This is a genomic window from Massilia sp. P1_C10 (assembly GCF_056406475.1).
In genome coordinates this window covers 583391-607719 of sequence record NZ_JBFUAC010000001.1, presented here as the reverse complement: position 1 = coordinate 607719, position 24329 = coordinate 583391, and the positions used below count along the sequence as shown (strand labels likewise).

The 24329-nt window shown below is 65.2% G+C and carries 24 protein-coding genes and 1 riboswitch; of the genes, 7 read left to right on the top strand and 17 right to left on the bottom strand.

Translation table 11 applies throughout. The annotated features are described in order from the left end of the window. Nucleotides 1–22 precede the first annotated feature (22 nt). The 6 genes from adk to AC1D02_RS02865 form a co-directional block, all read right to left on the bottom strand. Nucleotides 23–679, bottom strand: coding sequence for an adenylate kinase (gene adk / locus AC1D02_RS02890; RefSeq protein WP_477313504.1), 657 nt, complete (start codon nucleotides 677–679; stop codon nucleotides 23–25). A 147-nt stretch (nucleotides 680–826) separates the two neighbouring features. Then, nucleotides 827–1579: a 3-deoxy-manno-octulosonate cytidylyltransferase gene (gene kdsB / locus AC1D02_RS02885; protein WP_477313502.1), complete on the bottom strand. Its 753-nt coding sequence runs from the start codon at nucleotides 1577–1579 to the stop codon at nucleotides 827–829. Beyond that, on the bottom strand, nucleotides 1576–1746 hold the full coding sequence (locus AC1D02_RS02880) for a Trm112 family protein (protein WP_477313500.1): 171 nt from the start codon (nucleotides 1744–1746) through the stop codon (nucleotides 1576–1578). The genes kdsB and AC1D02_RS02880 overlap by 4 nt, the downstream gene beginning before the upstream one ends. Next, nucleotides 1727–2752 (bottom strand): tetraacyldisaccharide 4'-kinase, encoded by a 1026-nt coding sequence (gene lpxK / locus AC1D02_RS02875; RefSeq protein ID WP_477313498.1) that lies wholly within the window; start codon nucleotides 2750–2752, stop codon nucleotides 1727–1729. The genes AC1D02_RS02880 and lpxK overlap by 20 nt, the downstream gene beginning before the upstream one ends. A gap of 34 nt (nucleotides 2753–2786) precedes the next feature. Further along, entirely contained in the window at nucleotides 2787–3230 is a 444-nt protein-coding gene (locus AC1D02_RS02870; RefSeq protein ID WP_477313989.1) for an ExbD/TolR family protein, read from the bottom strand. Next, nucleotides 3230–3835 carry a MotA/TolQ/ExbB proton channel family protein gene (locus tag AC1D02_RS02865; RefSeq protein WP_477313496.1) on the bottom strand — a complete coding sequence of 202 codons (606 nt, stop codon included), beginning with the start codon at nucleotides 3833–3835 and terminating at the stop codon, nucleotides 3230–3232. The genes AC1D02_RS02870 and AC1D02_RS02865 overlap by 1 nt, the downstream gene beginning before the upstream one ends. A gap of 1522 nt (nucleotides 3836–5357) precedes the next feature. On the opposite strand from AC1D02_RS02865, the gene xseA reads away from it, so the two are divergent. The 4 genes from xseA (at nucleotide 5358) to AC1D02_RS02845 (ending at nucleotide 10712) form a co-directional block, all read left to right on the top strand. Then, on the top strand, nucleotides 5358–6719 hold the full coding sequence (gene xseA / locus AC1D02_RS02860; RefSeq protein WP_477313494.1) for an exodeoxyribonuclease VII large subunit: 1362 nt from the start codon (nucleotides 5358–5360) through the stop codon (nucleotides 6717–6719). A gap of 96 nt (nucleotides 6720–6815) precedes the next feature. Further along, nucleotides 6816–7394: a superoxide dismutase [Fe] gene (gene sodB, locus AC1D02_RS02855; protein WP_477313492.1), complete on the top strand. Its 579-nt coding sequence runs from the start codon at nucleotides 6816–6818 to the stop codon at nucleotides 7392–7394. A 160-nt stretch (nucleotides 7395–7554) separates the two neighbouring features. Next, the gene (locus AC1D02_RS02850; protein ID WP_477313490.1) at nucleotides 7555–10038 is read left to right on the top strand and encodes a sensor domain-containing protein; all 2484 of its coding nucleotides are present in this window, start codon (nucleotides 7555–7557) and stop codon (nucleotides 10036–10038) included. Further along, on the top strand, nucleotides 10026–10712 hold the full coding sequence (locus AC1D02_RS02845; protein WP_477313488.1) for a response regulator: 687 nt from the start codon (nucleotides 10026–10028) through the stop codon (nucleotides 10710–10712). The genes AC1D02_RS02850 and AC1D02_RS02845 overlap by 13 nt, the downstream gene beginning before the upstream one ends. Here AC1D02_RS02845 and AC1D02_RS02840 read toward each other — a convergent pair. The 3 genes from AC1D02_RS02840 to AC1D02_RS02830 all read right to left on the bottom strand — a co-directional run bounded on the left by AC1D02_RS02840 (nucleotide 10682) and on the right by AC1D02_RS02830 (nucleotide 12913). Continuing rightward, nucleotides 10682–11410, bottom strand: coding sequence for a hypothetical protein (locus AC1D02_RS02840; protein WP_477313486.1), 729 nt, complete (start codon nucleotides 11408–11410; stop codon nucleotides 10682–10684). The two genes, AC1D02_RS02845 and AC1D02_RS02840, sit on opposite strands and share 31 nt — an antisense overlap. A gap of 4 nt (nucleotides 11411–11414) precedes the next feature. Beyond that, a complete protein-coding gene (locus tag AC1D02_RS02835) occupies nucleotides 11415–12275 on the bottom strand; it encodes a MipA/OmpV family protein (protein WP_477313484.1) in 861 nt (286 codons plus the stop codon). A gap of 176 nt (nucleotides 12276–12451) precedes the next feature. Beyond that, nucleotides 12452–12913, bottom strand: coding sequence for a hypothetical protein (locus AC1D02_RS02830; RefSeq protein WP_477313483.1), 462 nt, complete (start codon nucleotides 12911–12913; stop codon nucleotides 12452–12454). 239 nt (nucleotides 12914–13152) lie between these two features. On the opposite strand from AC1D02_RS02830, the gene AC1D02_RS02825 reads away from it, so the two are divergent. Beyond that, the gene (locus AC1D02_RS02825; protein ID WP_477313482.1) at nucleotides 13153–14481 is read left to right on the top strand and encodes an ATP-binding protein; all 1329 of its coding nucleotides are present in this window, start codon (nucleotides 13153–13155) and stop codon (nucleotides 14479–14481) included. A gap of 27 nt (nucleotides 14482–14508) precedes the next feature. Here the strand turns inward: AC1D02_RS02825 and AC1D02_RS02820 are convergent, their stop codons facing one another. The 4 genes from AC1D02_RS02820 to AC1D02_RS02805 form a co-directional block, all read right to left on the bottom strand. Continuing rightward, nucleotides 14509–14829, bottom strand: coding sequence for a hypothetical protein (locus AC1D02_RS02820; RefSeq protein WP_477313480.1), 321 nt, complete (start codon nucleotides 14827–14829; stop codon nucleotides 14509–14511). Continuing rightward, nucleotides 14826–15488 (bottom strand): thiol:disulfide interchange protein DsbA/DsbL, encoded by a 663-nt coding sequence (locus tag AC1D02_RS02815; protein WP_477313478.1) that lies wholly within the window; start codon nucleotides 15486–15488, stop codon nucleotides 14826–14828. Before AC1D02_RS02815 ends, AC1D02_RS02820 begins: the two co-directional genes overlap by 4 nt. 108 nt (nucleotides 15489–15596) lie before the next feature. Beyond that, nucleotides 15597–16493 carry a cobalamin-binding protein gene (locus tag AC1D02_RS02810; RefSeq protein WP_477313476.1) on the bottom strand — a complete coding sequence of 299 codons (897 nt, stop codon included), beginning with the start codon at nucleotides 16491–16493 and terminating at the stop codon, nucleotides 15597–15599. Beyond that, on the bottom strand, nucleotides 16483–18447 hold the full coding sequence (locus tag AC1D02_RS02805; RefSeq protein WP_477313474.1) for a TonB-dependent receptor family protein: 1965 nt from the start codon (nucleotides 18445–18447) through the stop codon (nucleotides 16483–16485). The genes AC1D02_RS02810 and AC1D02_RS02805 overlap by 11 nt, the downstream gene beginning before the upstream one ends. A 74-nt stretch (nucleotides 18448–18521) precedes the next feature. Further along, a riboswitch (cobalamin riboswitch) is annotated at nucleotides 18522–18759 on the bottom strand. Between the two features lie 152 nt (nucleotides 18760–18911). Here AC1D02_RS02805 and AC1D02_RS02800 point away from each other — a divergent pair. Then, the gene (locus tag AC1D02_RS02800) at nucleotides 18912–19727 is read left to right on the top strand and encodes a DODA-type extradiol aromatic ring-opening family dioxygenase (protein WP_477313472.1); all 816 of its coding nucleotides are present in this window, start codon (nucleotides 18912–18914) and stop codon (nucleotides 19725–19727) included. 9 nt (nucleotides 19728–19736) lie between these two features. Here AC1D02_RS02800 and ylqF read toward each other — a convergent pair whose 3' ends face one another. Continuing rightward, nucleotides 19737–20657 (bottom strand): ribosome biogenesis GTPase YlqF, encoded by a 921-nt coding sequence (gene ylqF / locus AC1D02_RS02795; RefSeq protein ID WP_477313987.1) that lies wholly within the window; start codon nucleotides 20655–20657, stop codon nucleotides 19737–19739. A gap of 149 nt (nucleotides 20658–20806) precedes the next feature. Here ylqF and AC1D02_RS02790 point away from each other — a divergent pair, with 149 nt between their 5' ends. Next, nucleotides 20807–21034: a hypothetical protein gene (locus AC1D02_RS02790; protein ID WP_477313470.1), complete on the top strand. Its 228-nt coding sequence runs from the start codon at nucleotides 20807–20809 to the stop codon at nucleotides 21032–21034. 5 nt (nucleotides 21035–21039) lie between these two features. Here AC1D02_RS02790 and AC1D02_RS02785 read toward each other — a convergent pair whose 3' ends face one another. The 3 genes from AC1D02_RS02785 to AC1D02_RS02775 form a co-directional block, all read right to left on the bottom strand. Beyond that, the gene (locus tag AC1D02_RS02785) at nucleotides 21040–21906 is read right to left on the bottom strand and encodes a hypothetical protein (protein WP_477313468.1); all 867 of its coding nucleotides are present in this window, start codon (nucleotides 21904–21906) and stop codon (nucleotides 21040–21042) included. Nucleotides 21907–21943: 37 nt separating this feature from the next. Continuing rightward, a complete protein-coding gene (locus AC1D02_RS02780) occupies nucleotides 21944–23110 on the bottom strand; it encodes a hypothetical protein (RefSeq protein WP_477313466.1) in 1167 nt (388 codons plus the stop codon). Between the two features lie 138 nt (nucleotides 23111–23248). Further along, nucleotides 23249–24178: a histone deacetylase family protein gene (locus AC1D02_RS02775; RefSeq protein WP_477313464.1), complete on the bottom strand. Its 930-nt coding sequence runs from the start codon at nucleotides 24176–24178 to the stop codon at nucleotides 23249–23251. Nucleotides 24179–24329: the final 151 nt, after the last annotated feature.

Here is a 24329-nt window from a genome sequence, read left to right as displayed (position 1 = left end):
AGGTCCGCTGGTGATTTTGGCTTTAGTCCGTCAGCGCCGCGAAGGCCGCGTCACGGATTTGCTCGACAGGTCCGACACCGGAAATGCGGCGGTATTTCGGCGCGCCCGGCAAGCCGGACTGCGACCATTTGTTGTAGTAGCCCAGCAGCACTTCGGTCTGGCTGTGGTAGACCGCGAGGCGCTTCATGACCGTCTCGGCCTTGTCGTCGTCGCGCTGGATCAGCGGTTCGCCGGTGACGTCGTCGAGCTTGTCCACTTTTGGCGGATTGAATTTGGTGTGGTACACGCGGCCCGAGCCCGGATGCGACCAGCGCCCGCTCATGCGCTCGACGATCGACTCGTCCGGCACGTCGATTTCCAGCACGTAGTCGACATTGATGCCGGCGTCCTTCATGGCGTCGGCCTGCGCGATGGTGCGCGGGAAGCCGTCGAACAGGTAGCCGTTGGCGCAGTCCGCGTCCTGCAGGCGGTCCTTGACCAGGCCGATCATGATGTCGTCCGACACCAGGCCGCCCGCGTCCATGACTTTTTTGGCAGCCATGCCGAGGTCGGTGCCGGCCTTGATGGCTGCGCGCAGCATGTCGCCGGTGGAAATCTGGGGAATATTGAATTTTTCCTTGATGAAGTTAGCCTGGGTGCCTTTGCCGGCGCCGGGTGCACCTAACAGAATGAGACGCATGAAAAGTCCTAAAACAGATGTTGAATAATTTTTTTGGTGGCACCGAGCGTTGATGCATATCTGACTACCTTGGAACGAAACTTACCACAAAAGTCACGCTCAACGCCAATATCAAAGTTGCCGGTTATTTATTTTCTTGCGCCTGGTTCATGCGAGGTAGTGGCGGCGCACGCGTTCCAGGTCCTCCGGCGTGTCGACGCCGGCAGCCGGCGCGGCGTCGGTGACGTGCACGGCGATCGGATAGCCGTGCCACAGCACGCGCAACTGCTCAAGAGCTTCGACCGCTTCCAGCGGCGCCGGTTCCAGGCCCGGGTACAGTTGCAGGAAGGCGTTGCTGTAGGCATACAGGCCGATGTGGCGCAGCGGCGCGTAGCCGGCCGGCAGCGTCCCCTGCGACTGGGCGAAACCGTCGCGGTGCCACGGAATCGCGGCGCGCGAGAAATACAGCGCGCGGCCGGCCTTGTCCAGCACGACCTTCACCACGTTCGGATTGAACACGTCGGCGGCCTGGCCGATCGGATGGGCGCAGGTGGCCATCGGGACGTCCACCGAGATGCGGCTGGCGCAGGCGGCCAGCAGCATTGGGTCGATCAGCGGCTCATCGCCCTGCAGGTTGACCACCACCTCGTCCGGCGCCAGGTTCAGCGCGCGCGCCACTTCGGCGATGCGGTCGGTGCCGGATGGATGGTCGCTGCGCGTCATGCACACTTCGACGCCATGCGCGCTGCAGGCAGCGGCGATGTCGGCGTGGTCGGTGGCGACGATGATGCGGCTGGCGCCCGATTCGGCGGCGCGTTCGGCGACCCGCACCACCATCGGCTTGCCGCCCAGGTCGGCGAGCGGCTTGCTCGGCAGCCGGGTCGAGGCCAGGCGTGCCGGGATGATGACGGTGAACTTCACACCGGTTCTACCTTGCGCGCCTCGTCCACCCACATGATGGGGATGCCGTCGCGCACCGGGTAAGCCAGGCGGTCGCCCTTGCAGATCAGTTCCTGCGCCTTCTTGTCATATTCGAGCGGTCCCTTGCACAGCGGGCAGACCAGGATATCAAGCAGTCGAGCATCCACGACATTTCTCCACAATTTGTTCGGCCAGCGCGGCGTCCAACTGCGCCGTCACCGGAACGACCCACAGTCTCGGGTCGTTGCTGAGATTTTCAATTTGCCTACATTTTACTGCATCCTTCTCGGTGATCAGGATGATGTCGGCGTCGACCCGCGCGAACGGCTGGTCGAGGAAGTCGTGGTGGTCCGGCAGCGGCAGCTCGGCGAAGTCGAGGCCCTCGGCGCGCAGCATGGCGAAAAAGCGGCCGGGGTTGCCGATGCCGGCGGCGGCAGCGATGCGATTGCCCTTGAGCGCGGCCAGTTCGACCCGCTCGGCCGGCGCCCGCAACTGCTCGGCGAATTTGCCGGCCAGCTGCATGCGGAACGCCTTGCCGCCGATGTTGTCCACCCTGTGCGGCGCGTTGACGACGGTGAAGTCGCGGCGGCGCGAGACCGGTTCGCGCAGCGGGCCGGCGGGCAGCAGCCAGCCGTTGCCGGCGCCGCGGCCGTCGAACAGCACGATCTCGACGTCGCGCTGCAGGGCGTAGTGCTGCAGGCCGTCGTCGCTGATGATGACGTCCACGTTCGGGTGCGCCGCCAGCAGCGCCCTGCCCGCCTGCGGCCGGTCGCGGCCGACCATCACCGGGCAGCCGCTGCGGCGGGCGATCAGCAGGGGCTCGTCGCCGACGTCGGCGGCGTTCGCATCGGCGGTCACTTCGCGCGCCAGGCTGCCATCGCCGCCATGGCCGCGCGAGATGATTCCGGGCGTGAAGCCGGCGCCGCGCAGGGTCTCGGCCAGCCAGATCGTCAGCGGGGTCTTGCCGGTGCCGCCGATGAAGATGTTGCCGACGACGATGACCGGCACGGGCAGCTTGTGCGACTTCAGGATGCCGGCGCGGAACAGCAGCACGCGCAGGCTTGAGAGCGCGCAGAACAGCAGCGACAGCGGCCACAGTGCCAGCGCCAGCGCGCCGCGCCGCAGCCAGGCGCGGCTCAGGATCGCTTCGAGGGAATGGTTGGATGCGGGCATGCGCGGGCGGGCGAAACCGGTTCGCCCGCGTGGCTTACTTCTTGCCGGCGGTCTGGGCCGCGAAGGTCAGCTTGTCGTAGCCGGCCAGGCGCGCCGCTTCGAGCACGTTGATCACCATCTGGTGCATGGCGAACTGGTCGGCGTTGACGATCACCACCGGGCTGTTTGCCGCGGTCGCGTTCGGCTGTCCCGCTTTCGCCGCCGCCTTCAGGTCGTCGGCCAGGCCGGCCACCGTGTGGAACGACACCGGCTGGTTGTTGACCGTGTAGTTGCCCTTGGCGTCGACGGTGACGTTGATCTCGAACGGCCGGTCGAGCGCCTTCTCGGCGTCGGCGGTCGGCAGCGTGATTTGCAGTTCGGTGAACTTGCTGTAGGTAGTGGTGACCATCAGGAAGATCAGCACCACGAGCAGCACGTCGATGAACGGGATCAGGTTAATCTCCGGATCCTCGCGTTTCTTGCCGCGCCGGAAATCGATCATTTGCGGGCACCGTGGACGACGTCGACAAATTTCACCGCCTGCAGTTCCATGTCGATGATGAAGGAATCGACGAGGGCGCGGAAGTGACGGTAGAACACCAGGGCCGGCATGGCGATGGCCAGGCCGAAGCCGGTGTTGTACAGCGCCACCGAAATGCCGTGCGCCAGCTGGGCCGGATTGGTGCCGGTGGAATTTTGCGCGCCGAAGATCTCGATCATGCCGACCACGGTGCCGAACAGGCCCATCAGCGGCGCCAGCGAAGCGATGGTGCCGAGCGTGGTCAGGAAGCGCTCGAGCACGTGGGCGACGCCGCGGCCGGCCTCCTCGATCGACTCTTTCATCACGTCGCGCGGCGCATCGATGTTGCGCAGCGCGGCGGCCAGCACGGCGCCGAGCGGCGAGCTGTGTTCGAGCTTGTCGATGATGTCGGGCGTGACCTGGCCGTTATGGTAGACGCGGATCACCTCGGCGAGCAGTTGCTTCGGCAGGATCTTGGCCCGGCGCAGGTAAATCATGCGTTCGAAAATCAGGGCCAGGGCGACGACGGAGGCGATCAGCAACAGCCAGATTGGCCAACCTGCAGCTTGAAGAATGGCGAGCAAAGGAACTCCTGAATATGAGGTGGAACGGCGAACTGGTGAATGCGGCAATGTAACGTGTTGCCAGCTGAACGGCAAGTATAGTTCTGCACATCTTCTGTGGATAAGATTGTGCGCAAGGAATTTAACTGTAGGAAAGACCGTTGATTCCAAAGGGAAAAGTCTTGCTGCGCAAAAACGAGGCAGGTCGTGGAATGTTGAAGAAATTCGCGTCAGCGCGAGGTTTTGTTTGGTGTTTCTTGCCGCGATAAGGATTTATGTGCCGTTTGTCGTCAAATACCCGTGGCTGTCCAAGGCGGACAAGAAGCTGGGGTAAGGTCCGTGCGGACCAGTGCCCGCGTTGGTGCGGGGCAATGAACGGATGTATGCACAGTTCTGCACATCTTCTGTGGACAACATTGTGAGCAAGGAATTTGACTCTAGGAAAGGCCGTTGATTTTAAAGAGGAAAATGCTGGTGCGTAAAAACAAGGCAGGTGGAGAAATCGTCGTCTTAAACGCCTTGCGAGGGGATGTTTTGATGCCCAAGCCACCCACACCCGGTCACTTCATCAGCTGTTTTCGCCGATACTCGTTAATTTCGTTCGGTGGCCTGGCTTGTCCACCGTTCTGCACATTTTTTGTGGATAAGATTGTGCGCAAGAACTTTGACTGTAGGAAAGCGCCTTGATTCATATAGGAAAAATCCTACTGCGCGAAATTCAGGCAAGGGAGGAAATCGACATCGGAAATTGCTTTCGTCCAACTTTGGCCTTGAAACGCCCGGAACTGATCCCCGCACGCATCATTTCATTCGGTAGAAGTCAAACGCCGAAGGAACGGCCGTTCTGCACAGATTGTGTGGATAAGAATGTGCGCAAACACTTCGACTGAATGCAAGCGCCTTGATTCCAAAGGGAAATTTAGCAGTGCGCAAAAACAAGGCAGCGGGCAATTCTTGCGAGAAATCCGGCAATCCAAAGAGTTTGCCACGCTTCCATTCCGAGCGGCGATGTTCTGCACAGCTTTTGTGGATAAGATTGTGCGCAATGCGCTCAAGGCCACTCCATCCCCTTGATTCATCTGCATATTTTTACCTTGCGCAAAAACAAGGCAGGTGAGGTTTTTGTGGAGAAAACCACAAAAATCCTGCTTGTGTCATGCTCTTTTGCTCGGCGATTCATGTCGGCTGCGGCTTTCTGCACATCTTTTGTGGATAAGATTGTGAGCAATGGCGCGGCGCCGAAGCGAAGTCGTTGATTCCATTGAGAAATTGCTCCGTGCTCAAGAAGTAAGCAGCGACCGGCGCTGATTTTCCACCGCTGCACTGACCTGCGCTTTGTCACAGAAAGTGTGGACAACTTTGTGAGCAAGTAGGTCGGGGACCGCCAAAGTCCTTGATCCGTAAGGCTTTTTCGTTCTTGCGAGAAATTAAGGCACGACGATTTCTCTTTTAAAATCAGTCACTTGACAAGAAATGCTTGAAGTATGCGGTAATTTGTGACATAAGCATGACCGCCAGAAATTTTTGTGGACAGATCCCCCCCATGCACAGCCTCTTCGACTCCGATGCTCCCATCGCCGCCCCCCCGGTCCTGACGGTCACCGCGCTGAACCAGCAGGTCGCGCGCCTGCTCGAGCGCAGTTTTCCGCTGCAGTGGATTGGCGGCGAGATTTCGAATTTCACCAAGGCCAGTTCCGGCCACTGGTACTTCACGCTGAAGGACGACGCGGCCCAGGTGCGCGCGGTGATGTTCCGCGGCCGCGCCCAGTACGCCGGCTTCATCCCGCGCGAAGGCGACAAGGTCGAGGTGCGCGCGCTGGTCACGCTGTACGGCGCGCGCGGCGATTACCAGATCAATGTGGAAGCGATCCGGCGCGCCGGCGTCGGCGCCCTGTTCGAGGCCTTCCTGCGGCTCAAGGAAAAGCTGGGCGCGCAGGGGCTGTTCGACGACGAGCGCAAGCGCCCTCTTCCGTTGTTCACGCGCAGCATCGGCATCGTCACCAGCCCGCAGGCGGCGGCCCTGCGCGACATCCTCAGCGCGCTCAAGCGGCGCGCGCCGCACGTGCGCATCGTGCTGTATCCGAGCCCGGTTCAGGGCCAGGGCGCGGCCGAGCGGATTGCCGGCGCCATCCATAGCGCCTCGCGGCGCGCCGAGGTCGACGTGCTGCTGGTGTGCCGCGGCGGCGGCTCGATCGAAGACCTGTGGAGCTTTAACGAAGAGATCGTGGCGCGCGCGATCGCCGATTGCGCCATGCCGGTGATTTCCGGCGTGGGCCACGAGACCGACTTCACCATCGCCGACTTCGCCGCCGACGTGCGCGCGGCGACGCCGACCGCGGCGGCCGAACTGGCCGCGACGCCGCGCGCCGACTGGATGGCGTCGCTGTCGGCCGACTGCATCGACCTCAAGCGCGCGATGCGGCGCACCCTGTCGGAAGCGAACCTGACCCTGGACTCGTGGGCGCGGCGGCTGCAAAGCCCGTCGGCGCGGATCGGCCACCAGCGCCTGCAGCTGCTGGCGCTGTCGACGGCGATGACGCACGCGGTGCGCGCGCCGGTGAATCGCCACAGCTTCGCGCTGGAGCAGCTGCGCGCGCGCTGGTCGCGCCACCGGCCCGACGTGCGCGGCCGGCGCGCCGAGATCGCTTCGCAGCAGCGCCACCTGGGCGCCAGCTTCGCCGGCCAGCTCGGCGCGCGCCGCCACGCGCTGGGCGCACTGGCGGCGCAGCTCGAGCTGCTCAATCCGCAGCGCACGCTCGAGCGCGGCTACGCCATCGTCAGCGACAGTGCGGGCCGCGTGCTGCGTTCGCCGGACGCGATCAAGGTCAAGGACACGCTGACGGTGCGGCTGGCCGAAGGCAGCGCCGAAGTGGGCGTGGCGAGCGTGCAGGGATTGCTCGAATAAGCGGCGCGAACAAATCAGCAGCGAAGCAGCATCCGTTTTACAATAAGCGTCGTTTCAGTATTATCAACGCGTTTCCAATCAACAAAAGGACAAGACATGGAACATACACTGCCCCCCCTGCCGTACGCGATGGACGCCCTGGCGCCGACCATTTCCAAAGAGACGCTCGAGTACCACTACGGCAAGCACCACGCTACCTATGTGACCAACCTGAACAACCTGATCAAGGGCACCGAGTTCGAGAACATGTCCCTGGAAGAGATCGTCAAGAAATCGTCCGGCGGCATCTTCAACAATGCGGCGCAAGTGTGGAACCACACCTTCTACTGGAACGGCATGAAGCCGGCCGGGGGCGGCGCGCCAACCGGCAAGGTTGCTGACGCGATCAACGCCAAGTGGGGCTCGTTCGACAAGTTCAAGGAAGAGTTCACCAAGTCGGCGCTGGGCAATTTCGGTTCGGGCTGGACCTGGCTGGTGCAAAAGGCCGACGGCGGCGTCGACATCGTCAACACCTCGAACGCCGGCTGCCCGCTGACGACCGGCGACAAGCCGCTGCTGACCTGCGACGTCTGGGAGCACGCCTACTACATCGACTACCGCAACGCGCGCGCCAAGTATGTCGAAGGCTTCTGGAACCTGGTCAACTGGGACGCGGCTGCCAAGAACGCGGCCTGATTCCCGCGGCATCCATCCTGACGGCCCGCCTTGCGCGGGCCGTTTTTCATGGCGCCCCAGGCGCTGCACGACTGAAATCAATTTCGCACTCGCCGGATGGTGCTGCGATATCATTCCTCTTCAGCGCTTTTTTCTCCCCACGGGCGCGGAGGAGGACCGGGTGGACGTCTCGCCGTTGCCGATTGCCGTCTTCGTTGTCGATGCGGCCGGCACTATCCAGAGCTGGAACAAGGCCTGCGAAAAGATGGCGGGCTACACCGCGTCGGACATCGCCGGAAGCCGGCTGGATCGAATCATCGCCTTCGACGAAGGTGACGCGAACGCTCCGGCCTTCCCGCTGGCGGGCGAAGCGGAAGCCACCGGCCACCTGACCAGCCGGGACGGCAGGCGCATCCCGGTCAGGGTCACGATCGCGCCGCAATCGCTGGCTGCCGACCAGTTCGATTCGTTCAGCGTCATCGTCGGCCCGCGTGCCGGCGTCGCGGCGCCGCGCTACGCGCTGATCCAGGACCTGCCGGTAAGCGACATCATCGAAGGCCTGCCCTGCGTGTTCTACGTCATCGACCAGAGCGGCCACCTGATGCTGTGGAACAGCCAGCTCGAAACAGTGCTCGAAATGACGAGCGAGGAAATGCCCACGGTCAATGTGCAGCAGTTCTTCGACGAACAGGAACGGGAGTCGATCTTCCAGAGCATCCTCGCCGCGTTCGAGCAGGGCCACTCGTCGCATGAAGCCGAACTGGTCGGCACGCATGGCAAGCGCACGGCCTGCCTGTTTCACTGCGCCCGCACCAGCCTCGGCAGCATACCCTGCGTGTTCGGCACCGGCCTGGACATTTCCGCACGCAAGGAAACCGAATTGAGCCTGCTGCTGCGCGAGCGCGCCATCTCCTCCAGCGTCAACGCGATTGTGATTACCTGTTGCAAGGACCATCAATTCCCGATCGAGTACGTCAATCCTGCGTTCGAGCACATTACCGGCTACACGCTGCAGGAAATCAAGGGGCGCGATCCGCGCTTCATGCGGATCGAAGGCTGCGACGTGCACGAGCATGCGCGCATCCGCCAGGCCCTCACGCGCCATGAGAGCGTGCACGCAATATTGCGCAACGCCAGGAAAAATGGCGAGGTCTTCTGGAGCGACCTGCGCATCGACCCGGTGGCCAACACCCATGGCGAGGTGACGCATTTTGTCGGCGTCATCAACGACATCACCGAGGCCAAGCACTCCGAGCGGCGCTTGCAGCACCTGGCCCATCACGATCCGCTGACCGGCCTGGCCAACCGCACCCTGCTGCACGAACGGCTGCAGTTGGCGATCGAGCGCGCGGCCGGCGCCGGTTCGCTGGGCGCGGTCGCCTTCCTCGACCTCGACAACTTCAAGTACATCAACGACACCTTCGGTCATGAGGCCGGCGACACGGTGCTGCGCGAGATTGCCGGGCGCCTGCGCGACAGCGTGCGCGAGGACGATACCGTCGCGCGCGTCGGCGGCGACGAATTCGTCCTGGTCATCAACGACGAGCCTAGCGAAACCCAGCTGGCCGAGCTGGTCGAGCGCATCCGCCAGACGGTCGGCGCGCCGGTGACTGTCGACGGCAACGCCATCCTGCCGGGCGTGAGCATCGGCGTCAGCCTGTTCCCGCGCGACGGCGACAGCGCCGAACGGGTCATGCGCGCGGCCGACGCCGCCATGTACCACGCCAAGACCATGGGCAAGAACAACTGCCAGTTCTATTCGGCCGAGCTGAACCGGGCGATGCACGACCAGCTGCTGCTCGAGGCGAGCCTGAGCCGCGCGATCCAGGGCGACGAAATGGTGGTCGGCTACCAGCCCAAGGTCGACCTGCGCTCCGGCAAGGTGGTCGGCGCCGAAGCGCTGGTGCGCTGGAGCCATCCCGAGCAGGGCGTGATTCTTCCCGGCCGCTTCATCCCGGTCGCCGAGGAGACCGGCCTGATCGTCCCGCTCGGCGAGCTGGTGCTGTCCAAGGTGTGCGAGACGCTGCAGGACCTGCGCGCCGACGGCGTGACGGACTTCGTCATTTCCGTCAACCTGTCGGCGCGCCAGCTGCGGCAAAGACAGTTCGCAGCCCGCCTCGGCGCGCTGCTCGCCGAGCATCAGGTCGCGCCAGCTTCGCTCGAATTCGAGGTCACGGAAAGCCAGCTGATGGACCAGCCGGAGCATGCCGTCGAGGCGCTCGAGCATCTCAAGGCGCTCGGGGTGCGGCTGTCGATCGACGATTTCGGCACCGGATACTCGAGCCTGAGCTATCTGCAAAAATTCCCCGTGGACTTCATCAAGATCGACCGCTCCTTCCTGGGCGACATCGGGATCGACGGCAATGCGGTCATCACGCGCGCGATCATCGCGCTGGGACACAGCCTGCGCCTGAAGGTGATCGCGAGGGCGTGGAGACGCGCGAACAAATTGCCTTCCTGCGCGATTACGAATGCGACGAGGCGCAGGGTTTCTACTTCAGCCCCGCCGTGCCGCCCGCGCAGCTGCGGCACATGGTGGCGGCCGGGACCCGGCTGGCCGATTAGCGGCGGTCCATGGCTGGCCACCCAACGCGCTATCCCCCAGGCCCGGACGCGGCGATTCCTCTACAATAGCGGCCGAGGAGATTGCCCATGTACCGAGTGATGCTGGTGGAAGACGATGTGCGGCTCGCCGAGCTGGTGACCGAATATTTGAGCGGCTACGAGTTCGCCGTGACGACGGTCGCGCGCGGCGACCAGGCGCTCACGCGCTTCGCCGAGATCGCCCCCGATATCGTCGTGCTCGATCTGATGCTGCCCGGCCTCGACGGCATGGTGGTGTGCCGCCAGCTGCGCGCCATCACCGGCGCGCCCATCCTCATTCTGACCGCGCGCGAAGACTCGTACGACGAAGTGTCGGGACTCGAACAAGGCGCCGACGATTTCCTCAACAAGCCTGTCCAGCCGCGCGTGCTGCTGGCTCGCCTGCGCGCGCTGATGCGACGGGCCAACCCGCAACCCGTGGCCGACGGCCAGCCGCTGGTGTTCGGCGCGCTGACTATCACGCCGAGCGAACGCAGCGTCACCTGGCGCGGCGAACTGTGCGTGCTGAGTAATACCGAATACAAACTGCTGCTGGTCCTCGCCGGCGCCGCCGGCCAGGTGCTGTCGCGCGACGCGCTGATGAAGAAGATGCGCAACATCGAATTCGACGGCCTCGACCGCAGCATCGACAACGGCATCTCGAAGCTGCGCCGCCGCTTCGACGACGCCGGCTCGGAAAAAATCAAGACGGTGTGGGGCGAAGGCTACCTGTTTTCGCCGACGGCCTGGGCCTGACTCGCGAACACCGGTACGATCGCCTGCGGCGCCTGCCGGGTCACCACCTGGCCGCGCGCCGGCAAGTCGGTGAAGCGCACCAGCACGGTCCGGAAGCCGTCATCGGGATCGTCGGCGAAGATCGGTCCGTCCACTGACGCCAGCACCGTCACCGCTTCGCCGTTGCGCATCCGCACCGCCGGCGCGGCGCCCTTGCGCGGAAAGCCGAAGCGCACGCCCGCGCACGCGAGGCCGCGCGCCGACGCATCGACATAGCGCGCAAAGTTGAGCGCCTGCTCGCACGCCGCGCGCAATTCGGCGGCCTCGTAGATGCCGTCGGCGCGCACCGCCAGCGTCACCCGCGGCCGCACCACGAACTGGCCGACATTGTGATCGAGCACCAGCGCGGCGTTGTCGTCGTAAGCGGCCTTCACCAGCGGGAAGACGGTGCGCCCCGTGGCGTCGAGCGACAGGTTCAGTTGTGTCGACTTGCCTTCGAGCTCCAGCCGCAGCCCTTCGCGCGACACGCCTCGGCTGCGCGGGATCACCTGCAGGTGGTTCTGGATCAGGTGCTTTGGCTTGCCGTATTTTTCGAATACCACCATCTTCCGATACGCGTCCCGATAGCTGACCCACTCGCCATCCTGTGCCTGCGCGGCGGCCAGGCCGGCGGCCAGCAGCAAGGCGGCAATCAGGGACAGGGAGCGGAATGGCGACATCGGTTCAGAACCTGTAGGCGAGCGCGGTCGAAACCGTCAAGTTGGTCGGCCGCTGGACCAGCGGGCTGTGTTTGGCGCTGCCCGCCAGGCGCGTCGCTTGCAGGTTCGACGTGACGATCCACGCCGGCGCCAGCGCCCAGTTCCAGCGCGCGTCGAGGTGGATGTCCTTGACGCCGGCCGAAGCCTGGTACTGTGGATAGCCGCTGCGCTCGGCCTCGGCTTCGGACACGCCGAAGAATGCCTGGGCGTACTGGCGGTTGGCCAGTGTCAGCCCCGCGCTGAGCGCCAGCGTGTGATGCGCGGCGAGATCGGCGCCGATGTGCTGCAGGCCGACACTCCATGTCGCACCTTTTCGCGCGTTTCCGGAACCGACGAGCAGCTTGTTGGTCCAACGAAGGTGTGGGCTGAGATTCATGTTGAAAAAGGCGCCGGCTTGCAGGCGCGCATCGATAACATCCATGCCGGCAAGGCCGCTGCCGCTGCGGGTGGCGCGCTGCGTCGTCACGGGTGGTGCGTTCAGCCCGGCCCGGGTGGCGCTGTCGATGCCGCCGATGCCGCTCGCGCTGCCGCGGTCGTCGCGGCGCGGCTGCAGGGCGAGCAACGGACCGTATTCGATCGACGGTGCGCTCGACAGGTGCATGCCTGCGCTCGCGCCCGAAATGAAGACGCCGTTGCTCCACTCGAACTGCAGCACCGGCCACGCGGACAGCTTGCGCTCGCTGGCGCCTTCGTAGCGCGGCGCCGACACGGCGCCGAGGCCGAGGTACAGGTCGCGGCTGCCGTCGGGCATCAGGTTCAGCGCCGGCGTTTGGGCCGCGGCAGCACCCGATGCGGCCGCCAGCGCGAGGCAAAGATACTGTTTCATGTGGTGTGTGGTTGAGTTCGCGTGCCGGTATTCTACGGTGACAGTCGCCTCCCCTTCAAATTCCGTGGTGTTGCGGCGGTGAATACGCCGCGGTTTTTTTCAAAAATGGGGTCAGGTCCGCGGGACCGGACCCCGGTGCTGCACGCGCTGCGGCCTAAGGGCTGGGGTCCGGTCCTTTAGCGCGGCGGCACCGCGATCGGTTCGACCTGGTGCCCGCTGCCCAACCCCAGGTCGCTCTTATCGAGATTGCCGGCGATCGTCGTAAACAAGGAGCGCGACGATTCGTCGCCGCAGGTCGTCCGCGGCCCCGCGATCGAATCGCTCACCGAACACAGCACCTGCTGCGGCGTGGCGCCATACAGAGTGCGGCCGTAGCTATTGTCGGCGCAGCTGCCGGCGCGGTCCCAGAACACCATTTTTTTGTCGATCATGAACAGGCGGTTGCTTTGATTGGCGCAGGTCGCCGCCTGCGCCATCGCGATGAAATCCGCAAGCGCCGGCATGCCGCTGGCGGGCGCGGCCGCCGCGACGCCCTGCCCCGCCTGGCGGTCGGTCCGCGCCACGCCGCCGCCGCACGCGGCCAGCGACAGCAGCATCGACATCGCCGCCGCGCCGGACAATTTGCTGGATGAGGCCATGACTTGTCCTCCCCTGCGCGCCCGCCGTCCTGAGCCGCCGCACGCGCCACGAATAAAAAGAGCCCACCGGCATTGGCGTACCAGCGGGCAAACGGAAAGCTCTAATACTGCCAGCTTAGCCGATGGCGCGCGGCGAATCACCCGCGATTTGTCGGCCAATTGTCATCAATTTGTAATGGCGTTTTCCAGATTACAATGCTGGCCAAGGAGAGTTCGATGGTTTCGAGATTGGCTGCGGCATGAATCGCCTGTTCTTCCGTTTCTTCGTGCTGGTGATGCTGTCGATCACCGCGGCCGCCTTCGTCATTTACTTTGCCATCAGTCGCCTGTTCGGCGATCCGCTCGAGGACATTGCGCGGCGCCAGGCGGCGGCCGAGATCTTCCTGCTCGAACAGTATGTCGACCAGGCGCCCGCCGACGAATGGCTGGTGCGCCTGAACAAGGTGCGCGAGGTGTCGCGCGCCAACCTGGAACTGGTGCCGCTCGAGCGCGCGCGCGCCGCCGTCCCGGCCCATTGGCGAGCCGCGCTCGAACGCGGCGACGTCGTGCTCGACGCCGCCAACAAGGCGTTCTTCCGGCGCGTCGACCTGGCCGGCCAACGCTACATCGGCAGCGCGGAGGAAGTGATCCACGCGCAAAACCTGCCCATCGATATCGGATTCGCGCTGGAGATGGAGGCGCTGCGCTACCTGATCGTCGCGCTGGCGCTGCTGATTCCGATCGCCCTGTGGTCGCGCTCGCACTGGCAGGGCCTGCAGTCGCTGTCGGCCGTCGCCGACGCGTTTGGCGCCGGCAAGCTGTCGGCGCGCGCCACCGTCAAGCCCAGCGCCAGCATCTACCCGCTCGCCGAACGCATCAATCACATGGCCGGGCGCATCGAGGGCCTGGTGGAATCGCAGGCGAACCTGCTGCATTCGGTCTCGCACGAATTGCGCACGCCGATCGCGCGGCTGGAGTTTGCGCTGGAACTGCTGCGGGCGAAGGCGCCGGACGGGTCGCTCGAACCGCGCATCGCGGCGATGGAGGGCGACCTGGCGGAACTTAACGCGCTGGTGGGCGAGCTGCTGGGGATGGCGAAGATTGGCGCCGGAGAGTTGCAGGCCGAACCGTTCGACCTCGCGTCGGCGCTGACCGACTGCGTTTCCGCCACACCGGGGTCCGACCCCGCGGGGTCAGACCCCAAGGTCGAGGTCCACTGCGATACCGAGGCGTCGCTGGGCATGTTCGTCGGCGACCAGCGGCTGCTGATGCGGGCCGTCGGCAACCTGCTGCGCAATGCGGAAAAGTATGCGAAATCTCGCATAATTCTGGGTGCGCACAAGGTGGGACCCGGAGTCGAGATCGTGGTGGAGGATGATGGGCCCGGCATCCCGGACTCGGAACGCGATCGCATCTTCGAGCCCTTCTACCGGCTCGACCGCAGCCGCGACCGCGCCACCGGCGGCTTCGGCCTGGGACTGTCGATTGCGCGCAAGGCGGTGGAACTGCATGGCGGGACGATCCGCGCGGACCAATCGACGCTGGGCGGCGCGCGCTTCACGATCGTATTGCCGGCAGCCGCCCAATGAAAAACTCCGCCGCGGCGGAGTTTTGTTTTACTTTTTGAGCGCCGTCGGGCGCACGTGCGTCATGGCGTAACCCAGGTGCTCCCACCAGTGATCGCGCGAGTGCACCATCACCAGGCATTTCTGGTCGATCTCGCCCTTGAACAGCGGATCGGCGCACTTCTTGCTCTCGAGCGCGAAGCGCTGGTTCTCGGCGTTGACCAGCGCGATCATCAGCCAGATCGCCAGCCCGCCAAACAGCACCGCCAGCGTCCAGGCGACCTGGTTCACATGACTGGTCTCGAACAGCTCTTCCTCGACAGGCCGGGACTTGTCGTACATGTTGAGGACTTTGCCTTCGACGTCGTTCATTTCGATTTCGCTACTTTCGTCACGATGTTGTCCAGCGCCTGAATCGTCGCGCGCGACAGCGCGCCTTCATCCATGTTCGGATTGCTGGCGCCGACCTGCGCCGGCGAGGTCACCAGGCGGCCATCGATCACCAGCGTCGGGACCGAATCGACTTTGTACGCATTCAAGATCTGCGGCAAGCGCTTCATCTTGGTCATCACGCCGAACGAATTCCACGCCTCCAGGAACTTCGCCTTGTCGACGCCATTCTTGCCGATCCAGTCCATCAGCACCGGCTCCTGATTCAGGCGTACGCGGTCGACGTGCATCGCCTTGAACACCTTGGCGTGCATCTCGTCGAGCTTGCCCATCGCCTCGAGCGTCAGGTACAGATGCGCTTCCGGGTCGTTGGCGCCGGAATACGGCATATGCACGCGCTTGAAAACGATGTCGTTGCCACGCTTTTTGACCCATTCGGCCAGGAATGGTTCCAGCACGTTGCAATGCGGGCAGTGATACATGAAGAATTCGATGACTTCGACCTTCTTGCCGACGGCTTGCACCGGTTGCGGATTGGCCAGCTGAACGTAGTCGGTGCCGAGCTTCGGATCGGCCGGCGAGGCAAACGCGGCGGAGGCGGCCAGTCCGAGGGCGGCTACAGCAAATCGCAGGTAACGCATGTGTGTCCTTATGAATGTTAGGCGAACGACCGCGAGATTACCACTTTTTCAGCGATCTCTGCGGTGGCCGGCTGGAATATTGCAAATGCTTACGTCTTTAACGCGATGCTACTTGCGGCGTTGACGCGCCAGCTCGATTTTGTCGCACAGCTGGGCCACGCCCTGCGCCATGCGCGGCCCCGGGCGGGTCAGCAACTCGCCTTCAAGCCGGAACATATTGCCGCGCTCGACCGCCAGCAGGCTGCGGTAGGGTTTCCAGATGCCGATGCCGGCGTCTCCCGGATCGTGCTGGTCGCCGCCGAAAATCGCTTCCGGATTGGCTTGCAGCACCGCCTCGGTGCTGACCGACGGCGCCACCACGGCCAGGCCGGCGAAGATGTTTTCGCCGCCGCATAGGCGGATCGCGTCGTCGATGATGTGTTTGCCGCTGAGGGTGTAGATCGGTTTGTCCCAGATCTGGTAGAACACGCGCACCCTGGGCCGCTTCGCGTAGCGCGCGCCAAGGCCGGCGATGCTGGCGCGATAGTCGGCGGCCGACTTCGCCGCGGCCGCTTCAGTGCCGAGCAGGCGGCCGAAGCGGGTCAGGCTGTCGGCCACCTGGTCGAGCTTGTGCGGCTCGCTGTAGAACACCGGGATGCCGAGCTTGCCCAGCTGCTCGAGCTGGCGTCCGGTGTTGCCGCTCTGCCAGACCACCAGCAGGTCGGGTTTCAGCGCGATCACGCGCTCCATGTCGATCTGGGCGTTGCTGCCGACCAGCGGGATCTTCTTCGCCGCTTCGGGGTAGTCGCTGAAGTTGATCGCGCCGACGATGCGCTCGCCCCCGCCTGCGGCGAACAGCAGTTCGGTCGCGTGCGGGGCCATGGAGATGATGCGCCTGGCCGGCGCCTGCAAGGTGACCTGGCGGCCGGCGTCGTCGACGACCGTGATGGCGGCGTGCGCCATCATCGGAGCGAAGAGCAATGCCGCGGCCAACCGCGGCGTCAGCGGGCTTCGCTTAGAAGTCATACCGGGCGGCGAGTTTCAGCTGGCGGCCATTCTCGGGATAGATCCCGGACTGGCAGCCGAAGGCCTGGCTGAAGAACTGCTTGTCCGCCAGGTTCTGGCCGGACACCGCGAATTCCCAGGCGCCGACCTTGCGGGCATAGCGCGCGTCGAGCGTGGCGTGCGACGGAATGCGCGCGGCGCAGGCGTTGGTGAAGTCGCTGCCGTACCGCTGGCTGTCGATCCACTGCACGCCGACATCCGCGCTGTGGCCGGCGGCCGGCGCCCACGCCAGGCGCGCGGTCAGCAGGTTTTTCGGCACCAGCACCATTTCACGGCCTGCGTTGGGGCCGCCGGTGAAGGTGGCCTTCACGTGCTGCAGGTGGCCGCTCAGGCGCCAGTCGGCGGCGACGCGCATCTCCGCGTCGAGCTCCACGCCTTCGCGGCGGGTCGGATCGAGGTTGGTGTTGATGCCGCCGAAGCCCAGCGTCGGATCGAAGAAAATCTCGTTGGTCAGCTTGTGGCGGAACGCGCGCACGCCGATCTGGCGCCCTGCGCTGCCCACGGTGACGCCGGCTTCGAGGTCGTGCGAGGTCTGCGCGTTCAGCACGGTAATCGACGAACGGTAGCTGTTCTCGTCGGCGTTGGCCATGCGGTAGCTCTGCCCCGCTTTGGCGTGCAGCGTCACGTGCGGCAGCACGTCGTAGCTGCCCTGGACGTCCCAGGCATTTTGGGATTGCGAGGTGGACTCGTTCACCGGCGGGAAGCCGAGCGGATCGGCGTAATCCTTGTCGAACACTTCGCGCCGCGCGCCGGCCGACAAGCGGCCGTTATGGGCGGCGTCCCAGCGCACTTCATCGCGCAGGTAGAACGCTTTCGAATCCTGGCGCGCATCGGCGGCCGAGAAGTCGCTGTGGGTCACGCGCTTCCAGCGAATCAGGTCGACGCCGCCGATCGCTTCGTTGAGCATGCCGCCGAATTGCGCGAGGTGGCGCAGGCGCGGCGAGAACTGGGTCTGCTCGCTGTCGTACGACAGGTCGGTGATGCCGAAGCTCGATACGTAATGGGACTTGACGGTCTTCTCGCGGTGCGACAGTTCGGCCGCGAGGTCGACGCCGCCGAGGCGCTGTTCGAGGAAGGCGCTGACGCGATCCGAGTCGAGCGAACCGAAGTCGTTGGGCGTTTTGGTCTGGCGCGGGTCGGCCTGGAACTGCGCCAGGGTCAACGAACCCGGAAAGCGCGAATCCTGGCGCGCGCTGTCGATGCGCACGCCGACGCGGCCCGCACCCACCAGCCATTGCGCGCCGCCGCTGAAGGCGGTCTGGCGGAAGTCGGCGTTGGCGCGGTAGTTGTCGGTGGCCTGGTTGGCGATCGCCGCGTCGAGCGAGACGGCGCCGAAGCTGCGCGAGGCCGATGCGCGCACGTCGTGCGATTTGAACTGGCCGACTTCGGCGCTGACCGAGCCGCGCCCGCCGTCCTTGCCGGGCCGCTTGGTGACGATCTGGATCACGCCGGCGGTGGCGCCTTCGCCATACAGAACGGCGCTGCCGCCGCGGACGATCTCGATGCGCTCGACCGTTTCGATCGGGATGGTCGACAGCACCGGGCTGGCCAGCTCGTTCTCGCTCATGCGCACGCCATCGAGCATGACCACCATGTTCTGGCCGCTGTTGGCGCCGAAGCCGCGCAGGTCGAGCGAGAAGTCCGGGCTCGAGTCGAGGCTCTGGCGCGCCACGACGCCGCCGATCTTGCGGATCGCCTGGTTGACGTCGCCCACGCCGGCGCGGCGGATTTCGTCGGCGGTGATGACGGTGGCGCCGATCGGCGCCAGTTCGGGGATGCTGACGAAACGCGAGCCGGTGACCTGCACCGACGGGATGTCTTGAGCACAGACCGCGGGGGCGGCGAAGCAGAGGGAAATGGCGATGGCGAGCGGGCGAACGGCGCGCGCGCGAAACGGTGCAGCTTGAAAAATCATGTGAAGGTCTTTGATAAGAGTCCCCGGCCGTGCGTCCCCGCAAGCCGGAATCAACGGAAGCCGCCGCAGTGCGAGCGCTTCCACCTGTCCTGGCCGGTATCCGGGCTCGCAAGTCAGACCGCCCCACCTTCCTATGCAAGCACAGTGGTGTTCGAGGCAGCCAGTCGCCGGTTTCGCGGCGACGCTTGTTTACCGTTGCGGGGGCAGCACACCTTTGGACCGCGGCGCTTGAAGAAGGCGCCGCCGCCTGGTGTTTCCCGTTTAACTGTCCGCGTGATCACGCGGACGGGCACCAAAACGGGTCTATTATAAACGTAACAAGGACGCAGTGCGGGCGTCGGCGCCAAGGGCGGGGCCAGGTCCGGCGGAGCGACGGGGACGCCTGGTCCCCATTTTGCAGCGGCGCGCGCGCAAATTAGTCCTAACTAGTACAATATGGATTCACCCCATCCCCAGGAGCCGTCATGAGCCATACCCTGCCCACTTTCTTCGTCTCGCACGGCGGCGGTCCGTGGCCGTTCATGAAGGACCAGTACGGCGCCACTTACGACAAGCTCGAAGCGTCGCTGGTCGACATGAAGCGCCAGGTCGGCGTGCGGCCGAAGGCCGTGCTGGTGGTGACCAGCCACTGGGAAGAGGACGAATTCATGGTCTCGTCCGGCACGGCGCCGGCCATGATCTACGACTACGGCGGCTTTCCGCCGCACACCTATCAAGTCAAGTATCCCGCGCCGGGGTTGCCCGTGCTGGCGCAGCGCGTCGCGGACCTGGCGGCGAAGTCGGGCCACGCGGTCAGCCTCGATCCGCTGCGCGGCTACGACCACGGGACGTTTTCGATGCTGTACCCGGTGTATCCGGAGGCGGACATGCCGGTGGTGCAGCTGTCTATCAAGCATGGCTACGATCCGCAGACGCACTTGGATATCGGGCGCGCGCTGGCGCCGCTGCGCGACGAGGGCGTGCTGATCATCGGCAGCGGACTCAGTTATCACAACCTGCGCCAGTTCGGGCCGGGCGGCCAGAAGGCATCGCACGAATTCGACGCCTGGCTGCAGCACGTGCTGCTGAAGCTGACGCCGGCCGAGCGCAAGGTCGCGCTGATGCACTGGAGCGAGGCGCCGTATGCGCGGCTCGCGCATCCGCGCGAGGATCACCTGGTGCCGCTGATGGTGGCGCTGGGGGCGGCGGAGAATGAAGAAGCCGCGTGCGTGTACCACGAAGACGATTTCTTCGGCAGCCTGGCGGTGTCCAGTTTCAGGTTCGGCAAGGCCGCCGAATAAGATTGCGCGTCAGGTTCCGCGTTTGCCGCGCGCGGAGTTGGCGGCCTTCTCGGCGGCGATTGCGGCAGCTTTTGCTGCCTTCTCCGCCATCGCGGCCGCGTGCTCGGCCAGCGCCTTGGCGCGCGTCTCCGGCGTCTCGAGGCTGATGCGCCCCAGCGCGCCGGTGCGGTAATCCTGCAGGAAGGTGTGCGCCGCTTTCTCGAAATCGAGGTCGCCGCCCTTCTGCCGGTACCCGCGCCGCGCCGCCACGCCTTCGACCACCGCAATGCCGTCCATGCCTTCGAGCTTGAAGCCGTAGCGCGCCGTCAGCAGATGCGGATAGCGTTCGAGCAGCACTTCGGCCAGGAACACCGCGACCTCGTCTTCGATCAGCGCGTTCGAGCCGATCGCGTGGCTGGCCGCGAGCATCAGGCCGTCGCTGGCCAGCGCGATCTTCGGCCACAGCATCCCCGGCGTGTCAACCAGGATGGTGTTCTTGCCCAGGTAGAGCTTCTGCTGCATCTTGGTCACGGCCGGCTCGTCGCCCACCTTCGCCACTTTTTTCTTCAGCAGCGCGTTCATCAAGGTCGATTTGCCGACGTTCGGGATACCCATGATCATGATGCGCAGCGGCTTGGTCGGCACGCCGCGGTGCGGCGCCAGCGACTGGCACAGGTCGGGGATGCGCGCGACGTCGGCCGGCTTCTTGGTCGTCATCGGGTACGCCGTCACGCCTTCCTGGGCGTCGTAGTAGGCGCTCCAGGCGGCGGTCGCGGCAGGATCGGCCAGGTCGACTTTATTGAGGATCTTCAGGCAGGGCCGCTGGCGGAACAGGCGCAGTTCCTCGACCATCGGGTTGCAGCTCGCCTCGGGCAGGCGCGCATCGAGCACCTCGATCACCAGGTCGGTATTCTCCATCTGCTCCGCCGCCTTCTTGCGGGCGGCGTTCATGTGGCCCGGGTACCATTGTATCGACATGCTGTGCTTTCAAAATCTCAATTAACCCCGCTATTTTACGGGTTCACCGAGACTTTGATGTAACGCAGTAAGTTGACGTACGGAAAGAGAACAATAGACCCATCTTTCGGGAGGGTCTGGCGATGAGCGCACTGAAACACATTGAAACCATTTTTGCCGTCGTGGTGGTGGCCGGCATCGTCGTCGCCGCGCTGCCCGACAGCACGGCCAAGCCGGCGCCGCGCGACACGGCGACGCCGGCGGCGATGCCAGTGGTGGTGATCAAGGCCAGGCGCATGACGGCGCTGGAAAAGCGCCAGTCGGCCGCGGCCGACGCCGCCGGCCCGCGCGGCGCGGCGAAAGGCGCCTGAGCGCCCTACTTCGCGTACGCTTCCATGTCGGCGCGCAGCGGGGCGGTGATGCCTTCCCAGTTGTCGCGCAGGTAGTGGTTGAAGTACTCGGCGTCGTCGCGATACCAGACGTAGTGGTTGGCCCACTTGGGCCAACCGCCTTCATTCACCGCGCTGCCCTTGGTCAGGTCGTTGCACCACCAGTCGCGCGGATTGCAGTAGGCGCCGCCTTTGGTGCCGGATACCGCGCCGGCGCTGTGGTACGCGACCACTTCGTCATCCTGGCCGGGCAAGATGCCGGAATACAGGGTGCCCTTGGCGCCCGCGTACATGTAGAACCAGACGCCGCGCGTATCGTTATGGTTGTACATGGCGCGCATGGTGGTGGTCCTCATGTCGTGCACCAGCGGCTCGCCCGTGGTCCAGCGGCCGGCGTCCGACAGTTCGCTGCCGCCCGCGGCGCCGGCTGCGGACCGTACCCAGCGAATATTCCAGCCGGTCTGCGTGGCGCCGCCCACGCCGGTACACACGCCGGCCGCATTCGGCGTCGCATTGGTGACGGGACGCGGCAGGCCGCCGAAGTTGGCCAGCGCGTAGCCGATCATCGGGTCGCCCGCGCTGTAAGTCGCGATGTAGCACCAGTTCTGGCCGGTGCAGAAGCAATCGAGCGCATTGCGCACGATGCCGTTCTGCGACGAGATGCTGTTGTAGCCGTCCCAGTTGACCGCCTTCTTGTTCACGCCCGCGTTGATGCGCGCCGGTCCCCAGTACGAGAAGTCGGCGTAGTTGCCGATCGCGCCGCCGGTTCCGCGCCCTTTAATCCAGAGCGTGTAATCGGTGGCGCTGGCCGCGCCTCCCGCCAGCAAGGCGGCCAGCACTACGTTCAGTCGCATTTTCCTGTTCATGTTGTTCTCCCAGTGAAGACAGTTTTCAGTTGGCGCACGCGCTCGGCGGAAAGGGCGCCTGCGGATCGAGCTCCCTGAACGCGGCCCGCGCCCGCGCCAGGTCCTGGCCGAAACGCGCCAGGTAGCGTCCCCGTTCCTCGCTTTGCCATTCGGCGTCCGAAAATGACTTGAGCGGGTGCGTGTCCGCCACCGCGGCGCGCCCTTCGAGACGTGGCATCAGCGCGCGATCCGGGTCGGCGTTTTCCTTGAGCAGGTAGCCGTCGACGTCGCGCAAGGTCAGCGGCTGCGCGGGCTCGACGTCGCGCAGCAGCTTGCCGAACACGGTCAGCTTCACTTCGTTGGGCCCCGACAGCAGCATGTCGTTGAAGGTCGCCAGGGCGAACGGCCGGCCTTTGGCGTCGTCGACGCGGCCCGACACGACGTAGTGCCCGGCCTGGCGGATATCGGCTTTCAGGTAGAAGCTGAGCGAGCCGTCTTCGACCGCGTCGCGCACCTGGCCGGTCCATTTGCCTGGCGCCTCCGGCGAATACAGCACGTCGAACAGGACCTTGCCGTTGCGGCCGGCGACGGTGTAGCGGACGTCCGCGCGAATCGCGCCGGCAAACGAGGCGAGCGCGGTCTGGCCGGGCGCCAGCACCGCGACCACGGCGCCGGCGCCGCCATCGGCGAACGCCAGCGTCACTTGCGGGGCGGCGCGCTTGCCGTCCGGCGTCAGGCCTTGCGCAACCGCGCGCGTGACCACGACCGGCAGCGCCGCGCCGCCGGGATCGACCGCGCGCAGCGACAACGCGACGTCCTCGCCGGCCGCGAGCCAGACGCGCGACTGCGAGGTCTGGATCGATATGCCGGGATCGGTGTCGCCGCCGTCGAGCCGCATCGCGTGCGCATCCGTCACCGGCGCGTTCGGATACGCCTGGTCGGATTGTTCGGCAATAGGGCGCGACGTGAAGGGATATTTGGTGCTGGCGCGATAGCTGCAGTAAGCGTGGTCGGCAAGCCGCAGATCTTGCGCGACCTGCTGGCGCCGCGCCGGCTGCGCGACCGGCACCGCGGTCACGGGCTCGATGCGCGGCTGCGGCGTGCGCGTGACAACGGCGGCGACCGGCCTGGACGCGTCATCGCGGCGCGTCAGCCACGCCAGTACCCCGGCCACCACGGCGAACACCAGAAATGACAGCAGGAATGCACGCATTCATTCCTCCCCGCGAAAAACGGATGCGGCATTCCAGGAGGAACTTCATGCGACCATCCCTGCGCGCCGCGTCAATCCAATCTACGCGGCGAAAACGATGAAGTCAACGCGCACACTATGCGTGTGGCGTTTGCGCCGCTAGTCCAGCTCAGCAAGCGCCTTGACGTGCGCCACCACGCTGCGGCCCAGCGCCGACAGGTTGTAGCCGCCTTCCAGGCAACTGACGATGCGGCCCTGCGCGTGCTCGCGCGCGACGGCCATGATCTGGCGCGTCATCCACGCGTAGTCGGCTTCGACCAGCGCCATTTCGCCCAGGTCGTCCTCGCGGTGGGCGTCGAAGCCGGCCGAAATGAAGATCATCTCCGGCCTGAAGGCGTGCAGCGCCGGCAGCCAGTACTGCTCGACCAGCGCGCGGACGACGTCGCCGCCGCTGCGGGCCGGCACCGGGATGTTGACGCTGGCGGCGGTGATCGGCTCCGGCTCGGTGTAGGGATAGAACGGATGCTGGTAGAAGCTGGCCATCAGCACGCGCGGATCGTCGCGGAACGCTTCGGCGGTGCCGTTGCCGTGATGGACGTCGAAATCGACGATGGCGACCCGTTCGAGGCCGTGCCCTTCCAGCGCGTGGCGCGCGGCCAGCGCGACATTATTGAACAGGCAGAAGCCCATCGCGCCGCCGGGCCGCGCATGGTGGCCCGGCGGGCGGATCGCACAGAAGGCGTTGGCGATGTCGCCGGCCAGCACGGCATCGGTGGCGGCCATCGCGGTGCCGGCCGCGCGCAGGGCCGCCTGGTAGCTGTGCTCGTTGAGCAGGGTGTCGGCGTCGAGCGGATAGTACTCGCCCGGCCCCGGCAGGTGGTCGCGCACCAGCGCGATGGCCGCTTCGGTGTGGTTGCGCAGCAGCGCCGGCAGTTCGGCCAGCGGGCCTTCGCGGCGCTCGACCAGGCCGTCAATACGCGACCGGATCAGCTGGTCCTCGATGGCGCGCAGGCGCGCCGGCGATTCCGGGTGCCACTCGCCCATTTCATGGCGCAGGCAATCGGCGTGGCTGTAGATGGCAGTACTCATGTATGCAACTTTTATGTCCTGACGCCATCAATATCATGCCCGGCGCCGCCGTTCTCTTATAGAATCTTCGGACCGGTTGTGATGACGAATCAATTATGTCGGTATGGCGCTAATCTACCACGCCGCCGCGACGGTTCGCAGGACGCCCATG